20 protein-coding genes are annotated in these 21,856 nt (G+C 61.0%); 13 read left to right on the top strand and 7 right to left on the bottom strand.

Annotation, left to right across the window (positions count from 1 at the left end; all coding sequences use genetic code 11):
• Genes BLR85_RS06635 through BLR85_RS06600 form a run of 8 tightly spaced genes read left to right on the top strand, consistent with a single transcriptional unit; the run spans position 1 to position 8,526 of the window.
• Positions 1-963, top strand: coding sequence for a carbohydrate ABC transporter permease (locus BLR85_RS06635; RefSeq protein WP_093152083.1), 963 nt, complete (start codon positions 1-3; stop codon positions 961-963).
• A 14-nt stretch (positions 964-977) separates the two neighbouring features.
• Entirely contained in the window at positions 978-2,078 is a 1,101-nt protein-coding gene (locus BLR85_RS06630) for an ABC transporter ATP-binding protein (protein ID WP_093152078.1), read from the top strand.
• 11 nt (positions 2,079-2,089) lie between these two features.
• Positions 2,090-2,965, top strand: coding sequence for an FAD binding domain-containing protein (locus tag BLR85_RS06625; protein ID WP_093152073.1), 876 nt, complete (start codon positions 2,090-2,092; stop codon positions 2,963-2,965).
• On the top strand, positions 2,962-3,450 hold the full coding sequence (locus tag BLR85_RS06620) for a (2Fe-2S)-binding protein (protein WP_093152068.1): 489 nt from the start codon (positions 2,962-2,964) through the stop codon (positions 3,448-3,450). Before BLR85_RS06625 ends, BLR85_RS06620 begins: the two co-directional genes overlap by 4 nt.
• The gene (locus tag BLR85_RS06615) at positions 3,447-5,858 is read left to right on the top strand and encodes a xanthine dehydrogenase family protein molybdopterin-binding subunit (protein ID WP_093152064.1); all 2,412 of its coding nucleotides are present in this window, start codon (positions 3,447-3,449) and stop codon (positions 5,856-5,858) included. Before BLR85_RS06620 ends, BLR85_RS06615 begins: the two co-directional genes overlap by 4 nt.
• Positions 5,848-6,753, top strand: a complete 906-nt coding sequence (locus tag BLR85_RS06610) for an NAD(P)-dependent oxidoreductase (RefSeq protein ID WP_212635026.1) — start codon at positions 5,848-5,850, stop codon at positions 6,751-6,753. The genes BLR85_RS06615 and BLR85_RS06610 overlap by 11 nt, the downstream gene beginning before the upstream one ends.
• Positions 6,743-7,330 (top strand): SRPBCC family protein, encoded by a 588-nt coding sequence (locus tag BLR85_RS06605; protein ID WP_093152060.1) that lies wholly within the window; start codon positions 6,743-6,745, stop codon positions 7,328-7,330. The genes BLR85_RS06610 and BLR85_RS06605 overlap by 11 nt, the downstream gene beginning before the upstream one ends.
• A 5-nt stretch (positions 7,331-7,335) precedes the next feature.
• Complete coding sequence (locus BLR85_RS06600) at positions 7,336-8,526, top strand: M20 aminoacylase family protein (RefSeq protein ID WP_093152056.1); 1,191 nt, start codon at positions 7,336-7,338, stop codon at positions 8,524-8,526.
• A 235-nt stretch (positions 8,527-8,761) separates the two neighbouring features.
• Here BLR85_RS06600 and BLR85_RS06595 read toward each other — a convergent pair whose 3' ends face one another.
• From BLR85_RS06595 to BLR85_RS06570, 6 genes are read right to left on the bottom strand one after another with little or no spacing between them, the layout of a single operon-like run.
• Positions 8,762-9,328, bottom strand: a complete 567-nt coding sequence (locus BLR85_RS06595; RefSeq protein ID WP_093152052.1) for a nucleotidyltransferase family protein — start codon at positions 9,326-9,328, stop codon at positions 8,762-8,764.
• Positions 9,325-10,260, bottom strand: coding sequence for an XdhC family protein (locus BLR85_RS06590; protein WP_139188318.1), 936 nt, complete (start codon positions 10,258-10,260; stop codon positions 9,325-9,327). Before BLR85_RS06590 ends, BLR85_RS06595 begins: the two co-directional genes overlap by 4 nt.
• A 32-nt stretch (positions 10,261-10,292) precedes the next feature.
• Entirely contained in the window at positions 10,293-10,538 is a 246-nt protein-coding gene (locus tag BLR85_RS06585; protein WP_093152043.1) for a MoaD/ThiS family protein, read from the bottom strand.
• Positions 10,538-12,802, bottom strand: a complete 2,265-nt coding sequence (locus BLR85_RS06580) for a xanthine dehydrogenase family protein molybdopterin-binding subunit (RefSeq protein ID WP_093152038.1) — start codon at positions 12,800-12,802, stop codon at positions 10,538-10,540. Before BLR85_RS06580 ends, BLR85_RS06585 begins: the two co-directional genes overlap by 1 nt.
• Positions 12,799-13,281: a (2Fe-2S)-binding protein gene (locus tag BLR85_RS06575; protein ID WP_093152033.1), complete on the bottom strand. Its 483-nt coding sequence runs from the start codon at positions 13,279-13,281 to the stop codon at positions 12,799-12,801. Before BLR85_RS06575 ends, BLR85_RS06580 begins: the two co-directional genes overlap by 4 nt.
• Positions 13,281-14,141 (bottom strand): FAD binding domain-containing protein, encoded by an 861-nt coding sequence (locus BLR85_RS06570; protein WP_093152029.1) that lies wholly within the window; start codon positions 14,139-14,141, stop codon positions 13,281-13,283. The genes BLR85_RS06575 and BLR85_RS06570 overlap by 1 nt, the downstream gene beginning before the upstream one ends.
• Positions 14,142-14,299: 158 nt before the next feature.
• On the opposite strand from BLR85_RS06570, the gene BLR85_RS06565 reads away from it, so the two are divergent.
• The 5 genes from BLR85_RS06565 to BLR85_RS06545 all read left to right on the top strand — a co-directional run bounded on the left by BLR85_RS06565 (position 14,300) and on the right by BLR85_RS06545 (position 20,950).
• A complete protein-coding gene (locus BLR85_RS06565) occupies positions 14,300-15,148 on the top strand; it encodes a substrate-binding domain-containing protein (RefSeq protein WP_093152025.1) in 849 nt (282 codons plus the stop codon).
• Positions 15,149-15,150: 2 nt separating this feature from the next.
• A complete protein-coding gene (locus BLR85_RS06560) occupies positions 15,151-16,587 on the top strand; it encodes a sensor histidine kinase (protein WP_244520629.1) in 1,437 nt (478 codons plus the stop codon).
• A complete protein-coding gene (locus tag BLR85_RS06555) occupies positions 16,581-17,813 on the top strand; it encodes a sigma-54-dependent transcriptional regulator (RefSeq protein WP_093152020.1) in 1,233 nt (410 codons plus the stop codon). The genes BLR85_RS06560 and BLR85_RS06555 overlap by 7 nt, the downstream gene beginning before the upstream one ends.
• Positions 17,814-17,960: 147 nt before the next feature.
• The gene (locus BLR85_RS06550) at positions 17,961-18,479 is read left to right on the top strand and encodes an arsenate reductase (azurin) small subunit (protein WP_093152016.1); all 519 of its coding nucleotides are present in this window, start codon (positions 17,961-17,963) and stop codon (positions 18,477-18,479) included.
• Between the two features lie 14 nt (positions 18,480-18,493).
• Complete coding sequence (locus BLR85_RS06545; RefSeq protein ID WP_093152012.1) at positions 18,494-20,950, top strand: arsenate reductase (azurin) large subunit; 2,457 nt, start codon at positions 18,494-18,496, stop codon at positions 20,948-20,950.
• 608 nt (positions 20,951-21,558) lie between these two features.
• Here the strand turns inward: BLR85_RS06545 and BLR85_RS06535 are convergent.
• On the bottom strand, positions 21,559-21,856 hold a 298-nt coding region (locus BLR85_RS06535; protein ID WP_139188317.1), incomplete at its 5' end, for an integrase core domain-containing protein.

Below are 21,856 nucleotides of genomic sequence, written 5' to 3'. Positions count from 1 at the left end.
ATGAGCGATGTGCCAAGCTCCAGCACGCAGGTCGTCGACTACCGGCGGCGCCAACGTCTCGCTCGGATAGCCCAGCGGCTGATAATATTCGGCGGCTCAATTCTACTGGCCGTCTACGTCATCGCTCCTGTGACCTGGCTGGTGTCCTCGTCCGTTCAGACCGAGGCGGAAATCGTATCGGTCCCGCCGCACTGGATCCCCGAGGAGCCGACGCTTCGGAACTTCAAGGCGATCTTTAGTGCAACGGAAGAAGAGACAGTCACATACGAGACGCGTAGCGGGCAGGACCCGGCGGCCGGCGGCTTCATTCCCTCCACCGCGAGCAGCCTACTGCCAGCGATGGCAAACAGCCTCACGGTCGCGACGCTGGTCGTCATCCTGAACCTGCTGGTGGCTGTGCCTGCGGCCTATTCCTTGGCGAAGATCCGAACCTGGGGCCGTAACGCGACAGTCTATTTCATCCTGATTACCAGAGTGATCCCGGATATCGCGCTGGTCGTCCCGTTCTTTCTGGTCATCCGAAAACTCGGCATGTTGGACACGATCGGTTCGTTGGTTCTAACTTATCTGGCAGTCACGGTTCCCTTCTCGGTCTTCATCCTGCTTCAGTATTTTGAGGGCCTTCCGGACGAGCTGGACAAGGCGGCGCGGGTTGACGGCTGCTCTCGTTTCCAGGCGTTGATACGGGTGTTTCTGCCCTTGTCGTTGCCATCTCTGGTGGCGGTCGTGCTCTTCACCTTCCTGACAAGCTGGAACGAATTCCTGCTTGCGCTGATGTTCACACAGACCGAGGCGTCGCAGACGCTGCCGATCCTGCTCGCGGCCTTCACGTCCGACTTCACGATCAGCTTTTCGTTCATCAACGCGGCTGGGGTGCTTGCTATTATTCCACCCGTGATCGTTGCGATCATCTTCGAGAGATACATCGTCTCCGGCCTCACTGCCGGTGCCGTGAAAGGCTAGAAAGGAAAGACCTCATGGCGGGCATTCGCTTTGAGAGTGTCGGTAAGAAATACTCCAACGGCTTTCATGCCGTGAAGGATCTCAACCTCGACATTCGTGACAAGGAGTTTCTCGTTCTCCTCGGTCCCTCGGGTTGCGGCAAGTCGACGACGCTCAACATGATTGCGGGGCTAGAGGAGGTCAGCGACGGTCGCCTCCTCTTCGACGACCAGATGGTCAATTACATGCCGCCACACCGGCGGGATGTCGCCATGGTGTTCCAGAGCTATGCGCTCTATCCGCACAAGACGGTCTTCGACAATATCGCCTTCGGGTTGCAGATGCGGAAAGTGCCGCGCGAGGAAACGGCCCGCCGGGTGCAGGACGCGGCGGATAAGTTGGAGATATCGCACCTGTTGGACCGTCGGCCATCACAATTGTCTGGCGGCCAGCGGCAGCGCGTGGCGCTCGGCCGGGCGATGGTCCGCAACCCGGCTGTTTTCCTGATGGATGAGCCACTGTCGAATCTCGACGCTGCGCTCAGGATTTCCATGCGCGCCGAGATCAAAGACCTGCACCACGCCATGCAGACGACCTTCGTCTACGTGACCCATGATCAGGCCGAGGCGCTGACTCTGGCGGACCGCATCGTGGTCATGAAGGACGGGGTGGTGCAGCAGATCGGAACACCGGACGACATCTACGAACGCCCGCAGAACACTTTCGTGGCCTCGTTCCTGGGCAACCCGCCGATCAACTATATCGACGGCGCGGTTGAGGTCTCGGACGGGGAGACGGTAAGTTTTGTCCGAGGGGATCTAAAGCTGAAATTCGCGGGGGAAACCGCCCGGAAACTGGCGAGCAGCAATGGCCGCGAAATTCGTCTGGGGATCCGGGCCGAAGACGTAGATGAAACCCGGAGCAGCGGTGAGGACTCCTTGATTAGGGGAAAAGTAAACTCGGTTCTGCCGGTGGGCTCGGATCAGTTCCTCGGCTTTGACTTCTGCGGAGAAGAGCTCTTCTTCCGCGTCGGAAAGGATCTCGATCACGCGCTTGGCGAGAACGTCGCGCTTTCGGTCGATCTCAGCCGGCTTCATGTCTTCGACAAGGCCAGCGGCGCCTCCCTGATCTGGTAGTTGGCCACGCAATGAAACCCGCCCCATTCTCCTATCACCGGCCACGCGAACTTGCCGAAGCGCTCGCGCTCCTCGGTCGGCTCGGTGACACGGCCAAGCCGCTGGCCGGCGGCCAGAGCCTCGGGCCAATGATGAACATGCGAATCACACGCCCCGAGCATCTCGTCGACCTGAATGACCTCATTGACCTCGACTATGTTCGCCCCTCGGCGGACATCGTGGAGATCGGTGCTATGACGCGACACCAACGGCTGGCGACTTCGGTCGAGACCCGGCGCGACCTGCCGCTTCTAGCAGAGGCGGCTGCAACGATCGGGCACTATGCCATCCGCTGGCGCGGCACGCTTGGCGGCAGCCTTTCACATGCTGACCCTGCCGCCCAGCTCCCGCTGGTCGCCGTGACCCTGGGGGCCGACATCGTTCTGCAATCGACCATCGGAACGCGGGTTGTGGCGGCTTCCAAGTTTTTTCTTTCGATCATGACGGTTGACCTAAAGCCGGGCGAACTGGTGACCGCGGTGCGCTTTCCGCGCATGGGGGCGCGGGCGTCCACGGCCTTCGAGATGTTCAGCCTGCGGCACGGGGATTTCGCAGTGGTCAGCGCGGCGGTATCTCTGACGCGCGACGCGTCTGGTGCCATCGAGACGCTCCGCCTAGGGATGGGCGGCGTGGCGCCGGTGCCGCAGCGGCTTACAGCAGTGGAAACCGCGGCCATGGGCTCTCCTTCAAACGCGGAGATGGCCAAGAGTTTCGCTGAACTGGCCGCAAACTCCGTCTCGCCCGAGGATGACACCCGCGTGCCGGCGGAGTTCCGTCGTGAACTGGTGAAGGACGTGACCATGCGCGCTCTGATCCGCGCTTTCGAGCGGAAGGAAGTGCCGGTATGACCGCTCCTGTCGAGATCTCGCTGGTGGTAAACGGAGAGACGCGCGAGATTCGCGTGCCGCCACGAAAGCTGCTGTCGGACGTTTTGCGCGAGGACCTGCACCTGACGGGCACGCATGTCGGATGCGAGCACGGCATTTGCGGTGCTTGCACGGTGTTGATCGACGGCGAACCAGCGCGGTCCTGCCTGACATTTGCGGTGCAGATGGAGGGTCATGAGGTGACCACCATCGAGTCGGTCGCGACCGGCGATGCATTTGGCCCGCTCCAGCAGGCCCTGCACGAGGAACATGGGCTGCAATGCGGGTTCTGTACCGCTGGCATCGTCATGACCTTTGAAGCCTATCTGCGTGAGAACCCCGACCCGGATGAAGCGGAAGTGCGCGAAGTGCTGTCGGGAAATATCTGCCGATGCACCGGCTACCAGAGCATCGTTGCGGCGATCCTGAAAGCGGCGCGGGTGATACGGGAGGGGCCGAGCGCATGACCGCGAAAAATGATTTCCGCTATATCGGTCAACCTCTGCCGCGCCGCGAGGACCGGCGCTTTCTCATCGGCAAGGGGCGGTATCTCGACGACATCGCGATGCCGGGCGCGCTGCATGCCTGTTTCGTGCGCTCGCCGCACGGACATGCGCGGATCTTGTCTGTCGACTGCGCCGCGGCTCGGGCAATGCCCGGGGTTGCCGGCGTCTTCGTCGGCGAGGACCTTGCGTGCTGGACGACGTCGCTCCGGCTCGCGCCGCCGATCGAGGGCCTGCATCCGGTCGAGATGACGACGCTACCCATCGACAAAGTACGGTTTCACGGCGACCCGGTGGCGGTGGTGCTCGCCGAGGATCGCTATGTTGCCGAAGACGCGGCGGAACGCGTCGAGGTAGAGTATGAGCCAATCGATTCCGTTGTCGACACGGATTCGGCGCTTCGCCCTGACGCGCCCAAGGTCGATGAAGCGCTTTCTGGAAATCTGGTGTCTCACCAGTTCTTCAGCGCCGGCGATATCGCCGCCCGCAGTGCCGAGGCAGAACGGATCGTGGAGGCGCGTTTCGACCTCCACCGCCATACCCATTCGCCGATGGAGACGCGCGGATGCCTGGCGGATTGGGACGCGGGCCGCGAACACCTGACCATGCATATCGGCACCCAGGCGCCGCACCCGCTGCGCGGGCAACTCGCAGGACGACTTAGGATGCGGGAAACGCAGGTCACGGTGATCAGCCCGGATATCGGCGGCGCTTTCGGGCAAAAGATTGCACTCTACCGAGAGGAACTGGCAGTGGCGGCCCTTTCGCGCCACCTCGCCCGCCCGGTGCGGTGGCGCGAGGACCGGATGGAGAACCTGACCTCCGCGAGCCACGCCCGGGAGACCCACTGCGTGACGCGGGCCTCCGTGCGGGCCGATGGCCGGATCCTCGGGTTGGAATTGGAACTGACCGAGGATTTCGGCGCCTATTGCTTTTACCCGGCGAACTACATGGCGCGGGTTATTGCCATGATCCTGACCGGGCCGTATCGGATCAACGACTACGCTTTCGACGTGAAAGTCGTGCTGACCAACAAATGTGGCAACGGGCCGATGCGGGCCCCGATGGCAATCACCAGTTGGGTGATGGACGGCACGATAGACGCGGTTGCCAGCGACCTTGGGCTGGAGCCGCTGGAAGTGCGGCGGGTCAATGCGCTGCGCGCCGAGGACCTGCCGTTTGCCATGCCGACCGGCGAGGTTCTGGAAGACGTTACGCCGCTGGAAACTCTCGAGGCTGCAGCGGCGGCGATTGACGTGCCCGCCTTCCGCCAACGGCAGGAGGAAGCACGACAGGCGGGGCGACTCCTCGGGCTCGGATTCTGCACGGTGATTGAATCCACCACCTATGGATCGCAATTCTACAAGGCGGCCGGCATTCCCGGCTCAGGCCACGAGGCGGCTTGGGTTCGGATCGAGCCGAGCGGCGTTGTCAATGCGTCGGTTGGGCTGATGGGGTCCGGGCAGGGATATGAGACGCCGCTCGCCCAGGCGGTCGCCGAAGGGCTCGGCGTGCCGACGGAATCTGTGATTGTCCACATGGGGCATACCGATATCGCCCCTTATGGCATGGGCAGCCGTGGCGGTCGCGGGGCGACGGCGGGGGGCGGAACGCTCTATCTTTGCGCTCAGAAAGCGCGAGACAAGGCGCTGGCTATCGCCGCAGGCATGCTGAACGTGAACGACGCACAGGGCCTTCGTATTCATGACGGGAGGATCGAACAGTACCTGGATGCCGAATGGCAGCACAGTGGCCTGACGCTCTCGGATGTAGCGCGGCGGGCCTATCTCGATCCGACGGCCCTGCCGGAGGGGATTACGCCGGGGCTCGATGTGTCCTTGACCTACGATCCGCCGCCCATGACCTATTCCAACGCAACCCATGCCTGCGAGGTCGAGATCGACCCGGCTACCGGCCGACTGTCGATTGCCCGTTATATCGTGGCGGAGGATTGCGGAACGGTGCTCAACCCGGTGGTCGTGAAGGGACAGCAACAAGGCGCTGTCGCGATGGGGCTGAGCGGTGCGTTGATGGAAGAGGTCGTCTACGATTCCGCCGGCCAGAACATCAGCGCGACATTCGCGGACTATCTGATCGCCTCCGCCTGCGAGGTTCCCCAGATCGAGATCCTGCCGATGCATACCCCCAATCGGCGCACTCCGGTCGGCATCAAGGGTATGGCCGAGGGTGGCATAATGGGATCGATCGGTGTGATCGCGAATGCCGTAAACGACGCACTGATTCCGATCGGGGTTCGCGTCGAGCAATTGCCGCTCACGCCACAGCGTATTCGCGCCCTGCTACGCGCGGCCGAGTGCACCGACTTTCGAAGAACAATTTCAGAAACGAGGATGAAGACACATGACGGCTGAGACGGGGAAAATGACGGTCGGCTTCATCGGCCTGGGGATCATGGGGCAATATATGGCCGGGCATATCCTCGATGTCGGCCACGTGCTTCGGGTTTTCAACCGTAGCCGCCATAAGGCAGAGGCTCTCGTCGATCGTGGCGCGGTCTGGTGCGACAACCTTGGCGATGTCGCCGCCGAATGCGACGTGGTGATCAGCATCGTAGGCTATCCTGCGGATGTCGAAGAGATCTATCTCTCTCCCGGCGGCATTCTCGATCGCGCTCGCGACGGCGCCATCCTGATCGACATGACCACCTCGAGCCCGGACCTTGCTCGGCGCATCGCGGACAGGGCCGCGGCGCAGGGGCTGTCGGCGCTCGACGCGCCCGTCTCTGGTGGCGAGGGAGGCGCCAAGGCCGCGGCGCTGGCAATCATGGTCGGCGGTGACCCCGACGCATTTGCGGCCGCGCGGCCGCTCTTCGAGATACTGGGCAAGACCGTTTCGCACATGGGGCCGGCCGGGTCCGGGCAGCACACCAAGATGGCCAACCAGATCGCGATCGCCTCGACCATGGTCGGCGTTTGCGAATGCCTGGCCTATGCCAAGGCGGCCGGTCTTTCGCAGGCGGCCACGCTCGATGTGGTCGGCACCGGCGCCGCTTCAAGCTTCCTGCTCAAGGGTTTGGGTCCAAAGATCGTGGCGGAAGATTTTTCGCCGGGCTTCTTCATTCACCATTTTGTCAAGGACATGTCGATTGCGCTCGAGGAGGCCGAGGCCATGCAACTCTCGCTTCCGGGGCTGGCTCTTGCGCGCAAACTCTATCGGCAACTCGTCGAAGAGGGGTTCGGGGAGGAGGGAACGCAGGCGCTCATCCGTGCCTATGCCGGCATCGTGGGGGGCAACCATGCGGCTTGAAGGGGACGCATTCATACCGGCCACGCAGGAGCGCGTTTGGGAGGGCCTGAACGATCCTGATGTCCTGGGACGCGCGATTCCCGGATGTAACGCCATCGAGCGGACTGGCGAAACGGAATTTACCTCGACCATCGTTGTGAAGGTCGGGCCAGTCTCGGCCTCGTTCAAGGGCAAGGTGGAACTGGCCGACCTGAATCCGCCAGTCTCGTACACGCTGCGGGGCCGGGGGCAGGGCGGCCCGGCGGGGTATGCCAAGGGAACTGCAAGAGTGTCGCTGGCACCGGAGGAGAACGGCACGCGGCTGACTTACGAGGCCGATGTCGAAGTTGCCGGAAAGCTGGCGAGCGTCGGTGGGCGCCTGATTCAAGGAGTCGCCAAGAAAACGGCCAACGATTTCTTCTCCGCGTTCTCGCGTGTCTTGACCGGTGAGGTCCCAGAGGTGGAGGCTGTCCCTGCGGAGGCCACGTCCGCGGCCAAACCTGCTGCATTGGCTGGTCACATCCCGGTCATCGACCGGGTCGCCTGGTTTCTGGTCGGGCTCGCGGCCGGCATTGGCCTGACGTTCGTCAGCGGGTGACGGCGATGCAGGTTTCGCGCGCGGTTCAGGAAATGGTGCCGTTGCTCAGAGAATGGCGCCACGACCTCCATGCGTATCCGGAGACGGCCTTCGAAGAACATCGCACCGCTGCGTTCATCGCCCGGGAGTTGAGGGCCATGGGGCTGGAGGTGCATGAGGGCATCGCCGGGACAGGGGTTGTAGGTGTATTGCGAAACGGGGAGGGGCGGTCGGTCGGGCTGCGCGCGGACATTGACGCGCTGCCGATCACGGAAACAACCGGTCTGACATTCGCCTCGACCGTTCCGGGCAAGATGCATGCTTGTGGCCATGACGGCCACACGACGATGCTCTTGGGAGCCGCGCGTGCGATGGTTCAGGAGCCGCCCGGCCCCGGCACCGTGGTCTTCATCTTCCAGCCGGCCGAGGAGAACGAGGGCGGCGCTCGTGTGATGATGGAGGCGGGGCTCTTCGAAAAGTTTCCGGTCGACATGGTCTTCTCCATGCATAACTGGCCCGGCTTGCGGGAAGGCCATTTTGCTCTCCATGCCGGCCCGGTCATGGCCGCTTTCGATACGTTTGAGTTGCGGCTGATCGGGCGCGGCAGTCATGGTGCCATGCCGCATGAGGGGATCGACCCGATCACGCTTGCCGCACAGGTCCAGATGGCCTGGCAAACCCTTGTCAGCCGTGCCATCGCCCCGACCGACCCGGCAGTCATTTCCATCACACAGATCTTTGCCGGGGACACGCTGAACGTCATTCCGGAGATGCTCACGCTGCGCGGCACGGTGCGCAGTTTTCGGCCCGAGACCCGCGATTTTCTCCAGTCCGAGATGGAACATCGCGCGGCGGCGATCGCGGCAGCCTTCCATGCTACCGCGCAGCTGGATTACCAACGCCGCTATCCTGCGACGATCAATGCAAATCCGGCCTTGGCCCTTGCTGAGGTCGCGGCAACGGCCGTCGTCGGACCAAATGCGGTGGAAAAGGACCTTCCCCCAAGTATGGCGGCCGAGGATTTTGCATTCATGTTGCAGGAGGTTGCCGGCGCTTATGTCTGGATCGGCAATGGCCCTGCAGAGGGTGGTGGCAATCTTCACAGCCCCAGCTATCGGTTCAATGATGCGATCCTGCCGCTCGGGGTGCAATATTATTGTTATCTGGCTGCTGGGGCATTGAATCGAGAGGGGCTGTGTCAGAGCGAACCCGGTTGAGTGGGGCAGGGTGGTCCCGCCAAGTTCCGAGCCAGCGTTTTCAACCATGCGTGTTCGGAGCGAGACAAGGGCCGTTGCGCTGCTGCTTGGCCGTCACACGGCGAACAGAGGACGACTTGCCCGGCGCGAACGAAACCAGTGCAAATAGCCTACGCCCGACCTGGATCCCCGCTCTGGATGCTTGGTTGCCGTTTTAGGATGCCTATTTTTGGGAAGCTTCCGGCGGTTTCCACACTCAAAGCCATTCCAGCGCCTCGAGGTCGGCTTTCGTGTCGACGTCGCCGAGGCAGGCAGCGGAAACGGAGACGAGTTGGTTTTCCGGCAGAGCGGTGAGAAGCGATCCGGCCCCACGGTCTCCTTCAAGGCGCTGGAAATCGGCGAGTTGTTGGCCGGGGAAACAGGCCGGAGGCATTCGACGCCTGCCGTCGGTGACAGCGCTGGCGTGCGTGTCGCTGCAGGTTCGGAGCACACGGTCGAGCAGATCGGCGCTCACGCAGGGCATGTCGGCGAGGGCGAACAGAACGCGGTTTGGTCGGTGGCGGGCAGCCTCCCGGATGCCGGCCTTCAGGCTGTCGGACTGCAGCATGTCACCTTCGGCGAGGGGCACGATGGTGAAGTCCTCCAGGAGTGGCGTCAGCGCCGGATCGGCCACCACTGCGATGCGGTGGTCCAGTTCCGCCGCGCGCATTGCGTTTGCGGCGCAGGTTGCCAGTGGTGCCCCGCGAAAGAGGGCCAACAGCTTGTTCGTTGGGCCGAAGCGTCGCGAATAGCCCGCAGCCAGCAGCACGCCGACCCGGATCATCGATGCAATTCCGCGGCTTTGGCGAGGATCTCGGCCAGCACGGAAACGGCAAGCGTGCCGGCATCTCTTGCCGACGGGATCAGCCCCACCGGTCCATGTAGTCGGGCGCGGCTCTTCTCATCAACGCCCATCGCCTCCAATATCAGCATTCGGGCGTCACGCGCTCTCTGGCTGCCTTGTGAACCGATGTAGAAGGCCGGAGTCTCCAGTGCAGCTTTCAGGATCGGTGGCTCCCAATCGTGGTCGTGAAAGAAGAGGGTGATGGCTGTCCACGGGTCCACCTCAAGTTCGTCGGGCATGTCCTGACGAAGGAGAAAACGGGTTCTGCACCCGAGGGGCGCGGCGGCTTCGAGCGTTTCCTCGTCCGGCGACAGCAGCAGATTAGGATAGCCGGCCGCTTGCACCAGTGCCGAGAAGGTACTGGCCTCCGGTCCCTTGCCGAAGACAAGGAACCGGATTTCGGGCAGGTATCTCACACGAAAGAGCGTCTCATGGCGCCCCGTGGTTCCGTCTTCGAGCAAAGACATCGCGCCGGTCTCGCAATCGACTTCCAGCACGCAGGGATGCCGGGCGGTGCGGCGGGCAACAAGCTCGCGCAGCGCCTGCCGGTCTGGCCTAGGAACGAGAAGGATATCGAGCCCGCCGCCACAGGGAAGCTGAATGTCCATGAATGGCGACCCGCGCCCGTAGCGCAGCAGTTTCGGTACCCCGGCCGAAAGAGTCTCCAAGGCGTGGTTGGAGATGTCTTCTTCCACACAGCCTGAGGAGAGCGTTCCCGCACGCCCCCTCCCCGCGAAAACCGTCATCGCCGCGCCGACGGGGCGGTAGGATGGGCCTTCGACGCCGATGATCAGTGCCAGAACGGCGTCCTCATCATTTGCTAGTAGCGTGGTGAAAGGGTCTGTCACCAGACCGAGAGCGGGTATCTGCACTGGCCTTCCTGTTATCGCGTTTTCCACTTCGCCTATCCGCCCGCAAGACGTCGAATCAAGAAGACCTCGGCGTTTTCAGGAAGTTCCACCGACCAGTCGTTCCGGTAGATCGTGCCGTCCATGACCACCGCCACTTCGTTCTTGATCGGCTCCCGAAGTCCCGGATACCGGTCCCCCAGCTGGCGCAACAATTCGCGAACCGTTCCGGCCTCGACCGTGACGGTTTGCTGATTGTCGGCAAGCGGGACGAGACCGGCCCATAGCTTCACGTCAACCACTATTGGTTCCTTTCGCGGTTCAACGCCGCCAGAATCCGGGGAGGCGACATCGGAATATGGGTCATCCGAATGCCGACCGCGTTGGAGATCGCGTTTGCGATTGCCGCGAGCGGCGGCACGATCGATGTTTCGCCCACGCCGCGCACACCATAGGGGTGGTTCGGATTGGGGATTTCCAGGATCTGCGTGTCGATCATCGGTAGGTCGGAACAGACGGGAATTCGGTAGTCGAGGAACCCCGGGTTCTGCAATCGCCCGTCTTCACCATAGATGTACTCCTCGTTCAGGGCCCATCCGATCCCCTGTGCCGCACCGCCCTGGTACTGGCCCTCCACGTAGGCGGGATGCACCGCTTTGCCGGCGTCCTGGATCACGGTGTAGCGGACGATGCGTGTTGACCCGGTTTCGGGGTCCACCTCCACATCGCAGATATGGGTCGCAAAGGACACCCCGGCGCCATCGGCGACCATTTCGCTGTGTCCCGCAATCGGCCCGCCCGTGTTGCCGGAGGCCGCTGCGATCTCCTTGATCGAGAGTGGCGAGAGATTTCCGTATTTTTCTCCACTGGCCTTTGCATTCCCGTCTTCCCAGGTGACGTCTTCGACCGGAATATCCCATTGCAGGGCCGCACGATGGCGCATCACGCCGATGGCATTCCGCGCAGCCGAGATCGTCGCCATCGAAGACGAGAAGGTGCCGCGGCTACCATCCGTCATGTCGTTGTAGCCGAGCGTCGCGGTGTCGGCCACGACGGCTTTCACGTCCTCGTAGGCGATGCCAAGTTCCTCCGCCGCGATCAACGACAGTGACGCGCGCGATCCGCCCACATCGACAGTGCCGACGGCCAGTGTGACGGTACCGTCCACGTTGACGTTCAGGTCGGTGCAGGTCTGACCGCCAAAGTTGAACCAGAAGCCACAGGCCATGCCGCGCCCCTGGTTCGGCCCCAGAGGCGCTTTCACGTGTGGATGTGATTGCGCGGCCTCGAGCGTTGGTCCGATCCCGATAGGTCCGTAAACCGGCCCATAGGAGGACTTGGTTCCTTCGCTGGCGGCATTTTGGATGCGAAACTCGACAGGATCCATTCCGAGCTCCTGGGCGAGTTCGTCTATCGTGCTTTCGACGGCAAAGGCCGCCATGGGTGCGGACGGCGCGCGATAGGCCGCGACCTTTGGCCGGTTCACGAGAACCTCGAAACCGACCGTCTTGACGTTCTCCAGGTCGTAGCAGGCAAAAGACGTCATCGCGCCGAGTTCTGCCCAGATGTCGGCGTATGGCCCGTTGGTGTAGCGGAGGTTGGCCGCGGCGGCGGTGATGGTTCCATCCTTGCGCGCACCGATCTTCACGTCGATCGACGTTGCGCTCGTCGGACCGGAAGCGCGGAAGACCTCTTCGCGAGACATGACCAGCTTCACCGGTCGTCCCGCCTTGCGAGACAGCGCCAGGGCCACGGGTTCGACCCAGACATGGGTCTTGCCGCCGAAGCCGCCGCCAATCTCGGAGGAGGTCACGCGAAGCTTCGAGACATCGAGCCCGAGCAGGTCTGCGCAGGTCTGGCGAAATACGAAATGGCCCTGCGTGCAGACCCAGAGTTCCGCCGTTCCGTCACTGTTGCAGCTTGCCACGCAGGCATGCGGCTCGATGTAACCCTGATGGGTTTGTTCCGTCCTGTAACTGCGCTCGACGACGATATCGGCCTGTGCGAAGCCGGACTCGATATCTCCGTGGCCAAACTCGGAGCGCAGCGCCACATTTGAAGGTGTCTCCGGCGTCGGCTCGACGCCACCCGTGAACAGGGTTTTGTCGATCAGCGGTGCGTCGGGCAGCATCGCCGCATCGACATCGACCACATGCGGCAGAACTTCGTACTCGACCTCGATCAGTTTCAGCGCCTGTTTCGCCGCATTTGCGTCGATCGCCGCAACGGCCGCGACAGCATGGCCGTCATAGAGCACCTTCGAACGGGCCATGCAGTTGTCGAGAATGTTGAACAGCGATTGGTTTCCATTGGTCAGGTCCGGCAGGTCGGAGGCGGTTACAATGGCCTTGACCCCCTTGACCGCCTCCGCCCGAGCCGTGTCGATCCGGACGATGCGTGCGTGGGCATGTGGGCTGCGCAGGATCCGGCCGACCAGTTGGCCCGGCATGTTGAAATCCGCGCCATACCGCGCCCGTCCCGTGACCTTGTCGATGCCATCGGGGCGACGCGGACGGGTGCCGACAGACCTGAATTTCTGGCTTCGGTAGGTAGGATCGAAATTCATGCCCGTTTTCCCCTCATCTCCTGCGCCGCGTCGGCGACCGCGCGGACGATCTTGTCATACCCGGTGCAGCGGCACAGATTGCCGGCCAGCCAGAACCTGATCTCCTCTTCCGTCGGATCCGGGTTGGCGTCGAGCAAAGCCTTTGCCGCCATCAGGAAACCGGGCGTGCAGATCCCGCATTGCAAGGCGGCATGTTCTATGAATTTCTTCTGGAGCGGATGGAGTTCGTTTCCGTCTGCCATGCCTTCGATCGTCTCGATTGTCCGGCCTTCGGCTTCGGCCCCCAAGACTAGGCAGGAACAGACGATCCTGCCATCCATGATCACGCTGCAGGCGCCGCAATCGCCGGTGCCGCAGCCTTCCTTTGCGCCCATGAGACCGAGGCGGTTCCGCAAGACGTCGAGCAGAGACTCGTCGGCCCGACACAGGAACTCTACTTCATCCGAGTTTATCGTCGTTGAAACAGGTACCGACACCATCAATTCTCTCCTGCACGTTTGTAGGCAAGTTTCGCGGCGCGTCGTGCAAGAACACCGACGACATGCTTTCGAAATTCTACCGTCCCACGCTTGTCATCTATCGGCGTACTTGCCGCAGAACAGGCTTCAGCGAGCGCATCGAGCGCAGCCTCTTCGAGCTTGGAGCCGACAATAGCGCGGGCCGCTTCTTCAGACAGGACAACCTTGGGGCCCACGGCCCCGAGCGCGACTCGCGCGGATTCGATCCCCCCTTGTTCGTCAAGCGTAAGCCTGACACCGGCACCAACAACCGCGATGTCCATTTCGGTGCGCGGGATGAAACGAAGATACGCATCGCCAGAACGCGGCGACCGCTTGGGAATCAGGATCGCTTCGATGAATTCGCCTTTTTTCAGTGATGTCTCGCCGGGCCCCACAGGTATTTCTTCCACCGCAACGATTTTGGCGCCATCTGGGGAGGCAATTCTCGCATGAGCCCCCGCAGCCACCATTGCCGGAACGCTGTCCGCCGCAGGCGACGCGTTGCAAAGGTTGCCGGCAATCGTGCATCTGCCCTGGATCTGTGTGGATCCGATCAGGTTCGCAGCCTCCACGACGCCGGGCCAGGCGGCCACGAGCGCCTTGTTTTCTCCAAGAACGGCGCAGGGAACAGCCGCGCCGATCTCGAAACCGTCTGCGGTCTCGGAGATTTCACTCATGCTGGGAATAGCCTTGATGTCGACAACAAGATCCACTTCGAAATCGTCGCTCTTCATGCGGACGAGCAGATCTGTGCCGCCCGCAAGTACAAAAGCTCTGCCGACCGCGCCTGCCAGCAGGTTCGTCACTTCAGCAGTCGTTTTCGGTCGTTCATAGCGCATAGGTGAAACCTTTCTGAGGCTTGCGTCTGATGACCGTAGCAAACTCGACGGTGGAGTCGTAGGGCCTTTTCGAATTCCCGAAATGGGTTATGCCGAAAGAGCTTACGTTGCCGATACATACAACTGGTCGTTAACATTTCCATGGGGAGGCAATCACGATGAACCGGAGACAATTCCTCGGCTGTGCAAGCACGAGCATACTGTACTGCAAACCCTTGGTGGCTGAAGAACCAGTTGCGTTTCGTTTAGGTCTCACACCTGTCTTCCTGGACAACGATGCGATTGTACTTAAACACTTTCAAAGTGCTCTGGAATCCATTCTGGGTGCCGCGGTGGGGTTCGAGCAGCGACGTACCTATGAGGAGGTCACCGGGCTTTTGCTTAGCGGATCTGTCGATGCGGCCTGGCTCTGCGGCTATCCTTTTCTTCAACATGCCGATGTTTTGTCCATTCTGGCAGTCCCCTTGTGGAACGGCCGGCCTCTGTACCAATCCTATCTCATCGTGGGTCGTGATGATGCGGCGTCTGCCCTATCGGACCTTGAAGGCGCGACGCATGCGTTCTCGGATCCGGATTCAAACTCGGGATATCTTGTCACAGCTTCGGAGCTTGCCCGTATCGGGCGCTCACCCGAGACCTTCTTTCGAAGGGGAATCTTTACCTACGGTCATCGCAACGTCGTCAGAGCTGTCGCAGATGGTTTGGTGAGATCGGGAAGCGTCGATGGATACGTCTGGGAAGCTCTGACCACCCGCGAGCCTCAATTAACGAAGGGAACTCGCGTGATATGGAAATCCGAGTGGATGGGGTTTCCGCCGTTCTGCGCGCGTTCGGATCGCTTGCGGGAGGCCACAGTCGAACGCCTCGGTAACGCGCTACGGGGAATTGGCAACTCGGATCGCGGACGCAATGCACTTGATCTGTTGACACTTGACGGCATGGCGCCGGCTAGTCCCGGTCTTTTCGACGGTATCGCTAAACGGATGGCAGAAATCGAGGCGCTTTAATAATGATGTTGCCTTTTTCGACCTCGCTTTCGATCCGAGTGCCCTTGATCGCTGCCAGCTTGATGGTTCTCGTCGGCGTGGTCGCTTCTCGGCAAGTTCTTGAAACTTTGACGGAGGTTCAGGATGAGAGAGTTCGAGAGATTGCCGAGCTGCATTTTAAGGCGCTTTCTGTTGCGCTTGGTCCCTTTGTGCTTCGAGAGGACATCTGGGAAGTATACGATACACTGGATCGGGCTACCCAAGGAGCCGAAGGGAATCGGCTGATTTTCACGGTGGTGAGCGACGAAACCGGCCAAGTGCTCGCAGCGACGGACCCGCGCCGCGCGCCTTTGGATAGCCCTGTTGCCGCCTTTTTTGTGAATGCAAAAACTCTCGATGATCTCAGCGTTGCCGGTCAGGCAAGCCAGATACTTCTGAGGGCCCCGCTGATTTTCCAGGGTCGGCGGGTCGGCGAGATAGTTTCGGAATTGAATATTTCCGATCTTGTTCAGGAGCGGCGGCGAGCCACCAGGTTGCTCTTGCTCGGAAACGCGCTTGCGACCGGAATACTTGCAATACTGGGCTATCTGGCAACCCGTCGGATGCTCTCGCCAATCACTCGACTCGCGAAACACATGGAAGAAACAACCGGAAGTCCCGAGGCTACTCCAATTTCATATGTGCCGCGCGGGGATACCGAACTTACAAGGCTCTTCGAAACCTACAACAACATGACCACAGCCATCGAGCACAAGGCTGAAGCGGAGCGACGATTGGCGGAGCGTGAGCGATTTGTCAGCCTTGGCCGGCTATCTTCTTCTCTCGCACATGAGATAAACAATCCGCTCGGTGGATTGCTAAACGCGGCAGACACAATCAAGGAATACGCCGAACGCCCCGATGTCGTTCGTTCATCAGCCGACCTGCTGACGCGGGGGTTGCGTCACATGAAGGACGTCACCCGAGCAATCCTTGACGAAAACCGTATGGACCGGTCCGCGACACCGTTGACGGCCGAAGATCTTGACGATGTGAAACTGCTGATCTACCCGGAAATCCGGTGGAGAGTGCAGAGACTATCGTGGACGGTTCGGCTTTCGCCGGGAAAAGAAAGAGAGGTTCCGGCGGCTCCGACCCGTCAAATCCTGTTGAACCTGTTGCTGAATGCCTCGACGGCGGCGGGTGAGGGTGGTGAGATCGGGTTGTCGTTTTCGGAGGCGGAGGATGGAACGGTCTCTCTCATTGTTTCCGACAATGGCCCCGGAATCTCCGAGTCCGCCCGCAGGCGTCTTTTGTCGTCAGAGCCGGTTGCTCCCGGTGGCGGCGTGGGCCTGCGGCTTGTGCGCGATCTGGTGAAGGGTCTGTCTGGAAGTATTTTTGTTGACCGGGAGGATGGTGAGACCAGAATTCGTGTCGACCTGCCTGCCGCGACATACGGCAGGAGATGCGAGCCATGTTAAGCGGTTACCGTATCGCGCTGGTGGAAGACGACGAGTTCATGGGCGCGTCGATCCAGCAACGTCTGGAACTCGAAGGCGCCGAGGTGATCTGGCTGAAACAGGCGGCGAGGGCGGTCGGGGCGCTTCGAACGCCGCGGGCGCGGATCGACGCGGTCGTTTGTGATATCAGGTTGCCGGATGGAAATGGTGAGGCACTGTTCGAGACCCTCTGCGAAACGGCCACACCGCCCCCATTTCTGTTCATTACCGGCCATGGCGGCATCGAACAGGCCGTTCGGCTGATGCATGCTGGCGCGGCGGACTATGTATGCAAACCGTTTGAGATGTCGGTGTTTCTGGAGCGACTGGTAATGCTGCTTGCGCCTGTTGCCGGGAACGGCTTGCCGCCAATACTCGGCATTTCTCCCATTGCTCGCCGTGTCGAAGAACAAGCTCGCCTTGCGGCGCAAACGGATCGTGCGGTTCTTATCCGAGGCGGATCTGGAACCGGAAAGGAACAACTTGCACGGCGTATTCATGAGCTGTCAGACCGTTCTGCGGCCCCGTTCGTCGCAATCAACGTCGCCCGTGAACACGATCTGGAAACGTCGATTTCAGGTGCAATGCGCGGCACCGGAGAAGGTATCTTTTTTCTGCACGCATTGGACAGGCTGCCGCCGGCATCGGTCGGATCGCTTCTAGAGGCGATTGATCGCGGCTTCGCGGGTCGGATCGTCGCGTCCTGTGGACTGGATCCCGAGGAGGAGTCGCAGCATGGAAGCGAGAGGGCGGAACTGTTCTACCGGCTGAACTTTCTGGAAATTCCGCTGCCGCCACTTGGCGGCCGGACAGAAGATGCTCTTTGGCTCGCGTTGCAGGCCTTTCCGGACATGAACGCCCGCAGGACCAAACCATTACTCGGCCTCGGCAGCCTCTGCGAGCAGGCGATCCGGGCGCATGACTGGCCCGGTGGCGGGCGTGAAGTGAAGATGCGGCTGTCGAAAGGTGTCCAGTCCGCGACGGGCACCTATCTTCAGCCATCGGACATCTTTCCCGAACGGCTTGCACATGGCGGCCATTTCATGTCGCTGGCCGAGGTGCGGGCGGCCGCTGAGCGGCGTCAGATCATCGATGCGCTCGATCACACAGGCCACAAACTGGCGCGCACCGCGGAACTGCTCGGCATCTCCCGAACCACACTCTGGGACAAGATGCAAAAGCTCGGGCTTTCGGAAACACCCGAGTGAAACGAACCCTCGCGGGGATGTTCGGGTTTCTGAACGTCGTCTTTTTGGGTTGAAAAACAGATGATTACCGGGCGTCAACGCCCAATCCCCACAGCCCGACGCTTTCGGCCGCGTGATAAGCTGCTCCCACAAAGGGAGGAAATGCCAATGAGATGCAAGAAAATGGTCGATGTCGGCCGGCGTCAGTTCCTGCGTGGTGGGGCCGTGGCAGCAGCGGGAGCCGCTGTTTCCACGATCGCGCCAGCACCGGCAAAAGCTGGGCCGGCGAACGCGCAATTGGACTACCCGTCCAACAAGCTCGCCAACCTGTCCGACCTCGCAGTCAACGAGCCGATGGACATCGAATATCCGGACGCCGACAGCCCGGGCATCCTGCTCAAACTGGGAGAGGCCGTTGAGGGCGGCGCTGGCCCGGATAACGACATTGTCGCCTACTCCGTGCTGTGCCCCCACAAGGGCTGGTACTTGACGTATAACGGCGAGGACCGCAGCCTGAACTGTCCAGGGCACTACTCCCGCTTCGATGCGGAGGCCGGTGGCCAACAGATCTGGGGACACGCAACCCAGAATCTTCCGCAGTTCACGCTTCGCGTGGATGACAATGGCGACATCTACGCCGAAGGGTGCAGCGACCTGATCTTCGGTCGTCCGTCCAACGTGATCTGAGGGAGGAAAGACAGATGGCCTATAAAAGACAAATCGACCGCCTGCCGATCCCGCCGTCGGATGCCAAGGTGCAGAACGTCACCTGCCACTACTGCATCGTCGGTTGCGGATACAAGGCATACACTTGGCCGCGTAACAAGCAGGGCACGGCGACCGACAACGCCTTCGGGATCGACCTGAGCGAGCAGCAGCCCGCTGACGGGAAATGGATCGCTCCGTCAATGTACAATGTCGTTCGGCAAGATGGCCAGGACGTACACCTTGCCGTGGTCCCCGATGAAGAGTGCGTCGTGAACTCGGGCCTCGCTTCGATCCGAGGCGCGCGCATGGCGGAGAACCGCCCCTCGCGGGTTACCGGCACGCAGCAACAACGCCTTTCCGACCCGCTGGTCTGGCGCAACGGGGTCTGGCAGCCGAGCACTTGGAACGATGCGCTCGACCTCGTCGCTCGAGTTACGGCGAAAGTCGTCAACGACTATGGCGAGGACGAACTGGTGGTATCCATGTTCGATCACGGCGGATCCGCCGGCGGATATGAAAACACCTGGGGAACCGGCAAGCTCTATTTCGAGAGCATGAAGGTCAAGAATTGCCGTATCCACAACCGCCCGGCCTACAACTCGGAAGTCCATTCGTCGCGGGATATGGGCGTGGGCGAGCTAAACTACAGCTATTCCGACTACGAAGTGACCGACACGATCTTCATGATCGGTGCGAACTCGCTGGAAACCCAGACCAACCTGTTCCTGAACCACATGGTTCCAGGGCTGCGGAATGGGGCAAGGTTCATCATGGTGGACCCGCGCCGGACAGTCACGGTCCATGCAGCCGAAGAAGTCGCCGGCAAGGACAACGTTCTGCACCTGGCAATCAAGCCAGGCACGGACATGGCCTTGTTCAATGCGCTTCTGACCCACATCGTCGACAATGGCTGGACCGACAACGAGTTCATCGCAGCGTCGACCTTCCAGGACGGCGAAGCGGTGGCCGAAGGGTCAAGCCAACCGGCCGGTCTCGGCAGCCTCGACTACGCGTTGCAGACCTGCCGAACATCGATCGAGGAAGCGGCCGAGATCTGCGGCGTCGATGGTGCCGACATCGTGAAGGCCGCCGAGTGGATCGCCAAGCCTCATGATGATGGCGCGCGCCGCAAATGCGTGACGGCCTACGAGAAAGGCATCATCTGGGGCAACGACAACTACCGTACTATCGGCTCGCTGGTGAACATCTCGCTTGCGACCGGCAACATCGGTCGCGAAGGCGGAGGCTGCTGCCGTCTGGGTGGTCACCAGGAAGGCTATTATCGTCCGGGAGACGCGCATGTCGGACGTCCGGCTGAATATGTCGACCAGTTCCTCATCAAGGGGGGCGGCAAGGTCTATCACATCTGGGCCTGCGACCACTACAAGACGACGCTGAACGCTTCGCAATTCAAACGCGTGCTCAAGAAACGCTCGGACATGGTCAAGGACGCCATGGATGCTGCCGCCGGCGGCACGCGCGAAGAACTGGTGGATGCCATTGTCGCGGCGGTCAATGCCGGCGGCATTTTCGTCGTCGATGTGGACATCATCCACTCCCAGGTTGGTCGGAATGCCCATGTCATCTTGCCGGCCTGTGAATCGAACGAGATGAACCTCACGTCGATGAACGGCGAACGTCGCATGCGCCTGTCCGAGCGGTACATGGATCCGTTCGGCAACTCGAAGCCCGATTGCCTGATCGCGGCCAATATGGCCCAGCACATGGAGCGGGTCCTGCGCGACATGGGCAACGAAACCTATGCAGACCAGTTCAAGGGCTACGATTGGGAAACCGAAGAAGACGCCTTCATGGACGGCTACAATGCCGGTAATCCGGAAGTTACCTATGAGCGCCTGCGCGCCATGGGCAACAACGGGGTACAGGAACCTGTCGTGGGCTTCGAGGACGGCAAGCTTGTCGGCGTGCCGCGCCTCTACGCCGATGGCAAGTTCGACCGGCATGGACGCGAGGACAAGAAGGCGCTGTTCTGCGCCGCCCAATGGCGTGGCTATGCCGCGGCCGGAAAGGCACGTGAAGCTGAGAACCACGATTTCTTCATCAACAACGTCCGCGCCAACATCTTCTGGCAGAATCAGTTCCTGGATCAGGACAGTGACTTCATCCAGGACCGTTTCCCGTATCCGTTCATCGAGATGAATGGCGAAGACATGGCGGAACTGGATATCTCCGCCGGCGATCTCATCGAGATCACCAACGAGAACGGGGCAACACAGGGCATGGCATATCCCACGGATACCGCCAAGCGCGGGCATGTCGCGATGGTCTTCGGCTCGCCTGCCGGTAGTCAGGGCAATGTGGTGAACCCGGGCGTCAGTGAGCTGATCTTGCCGGAGTACAAGCTCACATTCGGCAACATCCGGAAACTTGCGGATGCGCCCCCCCAAGCCCGAGCCGTGTCGTTCAAGTCAAAAGAATACAAGGCCTGAAGCCAGGTTCCGAGATAATGGTGCGGGCGGCCCTGAGGGCCGCCCGCATCGATATTACAGACTCGAACGCGAAATGCCTGTCTATTCCCATTCCATCTGTTGAAAGACCACCTGCGCGTTTCGGCCGGACAGGCTTTCAGATTGCTCGAGATGGCTGAACGCGGACTGGTCCACCGTTGGTGCTTCCACTATGTCGCCTCCTCCACCCCATCTGCAGGTTCAGTCGAGCGTTATCTACAAGGACTGGCTAGTCGGCACCTTCATCAACAACCATACACAGAAGCCGTTCATTGCTATGGAAAGCCGGGTAATGGACCCGGTCTTACGCCTCGTTCACTACCCTCATTCCCGCGTGACGTTCATGGAACTAATTTGGGACGACGAACGCTTTTCCTATGGTCAGACAGACTTACGGTTCCGATTTCACCACAGGGATGATCAACCGTACGACGTCTGGGTCACGGTTCAATCGGAGGCCACTGGTTTTTATTTCGACATCCCGCAAAATAGTGGCATGGGGCTCGAAATTTTCATGGCAGCCTTTATTAGAGGTGGCTCGGTTTGTCTGAACAGGTTGAAGCCGTTTTCTAAGTGGATCTTCCGCTCAGTTATTCCGCGACCGGGACTGGCCGTGGCGGGTTGAGATATGCCTGATCGGGCGTTTGCCCGTCCAGCGATGAATGCGGTCTCCGCGTGTTGTAGAAGGCCAGGTATCGGGCGAGGCCCGCGCGAGCCTCGGAGACGCTGTCATAGGCGTGAAGGTAGACCTCTTCATACTTGATCGTCCTCCAGAGACGCTCGACGAATACGTTGTCGCGCCAGGCGCCTTTTCCATCCATGCTGATCTGGATCTCGGTAGCCTTCAGCGCCTTGATGAAGTCGATGGATGTGAACTGGCTGCCCTGG

Origin of the sequence: Aliiruegeria lutimaris (assembly GCF_900099935.1) — a bacterium.
Lineage (GTDB): Bacteria > Pseudomonadota > Alphaproteobacteria > Rhodobacterales > Rhodobacteraceae > Tropicimonas > Tropicimonas lutimaris.
Note: the sequence above shows the minus strand (reverse complement) of the source record. Positions and strands in the feature narration are given on the sequence as shown.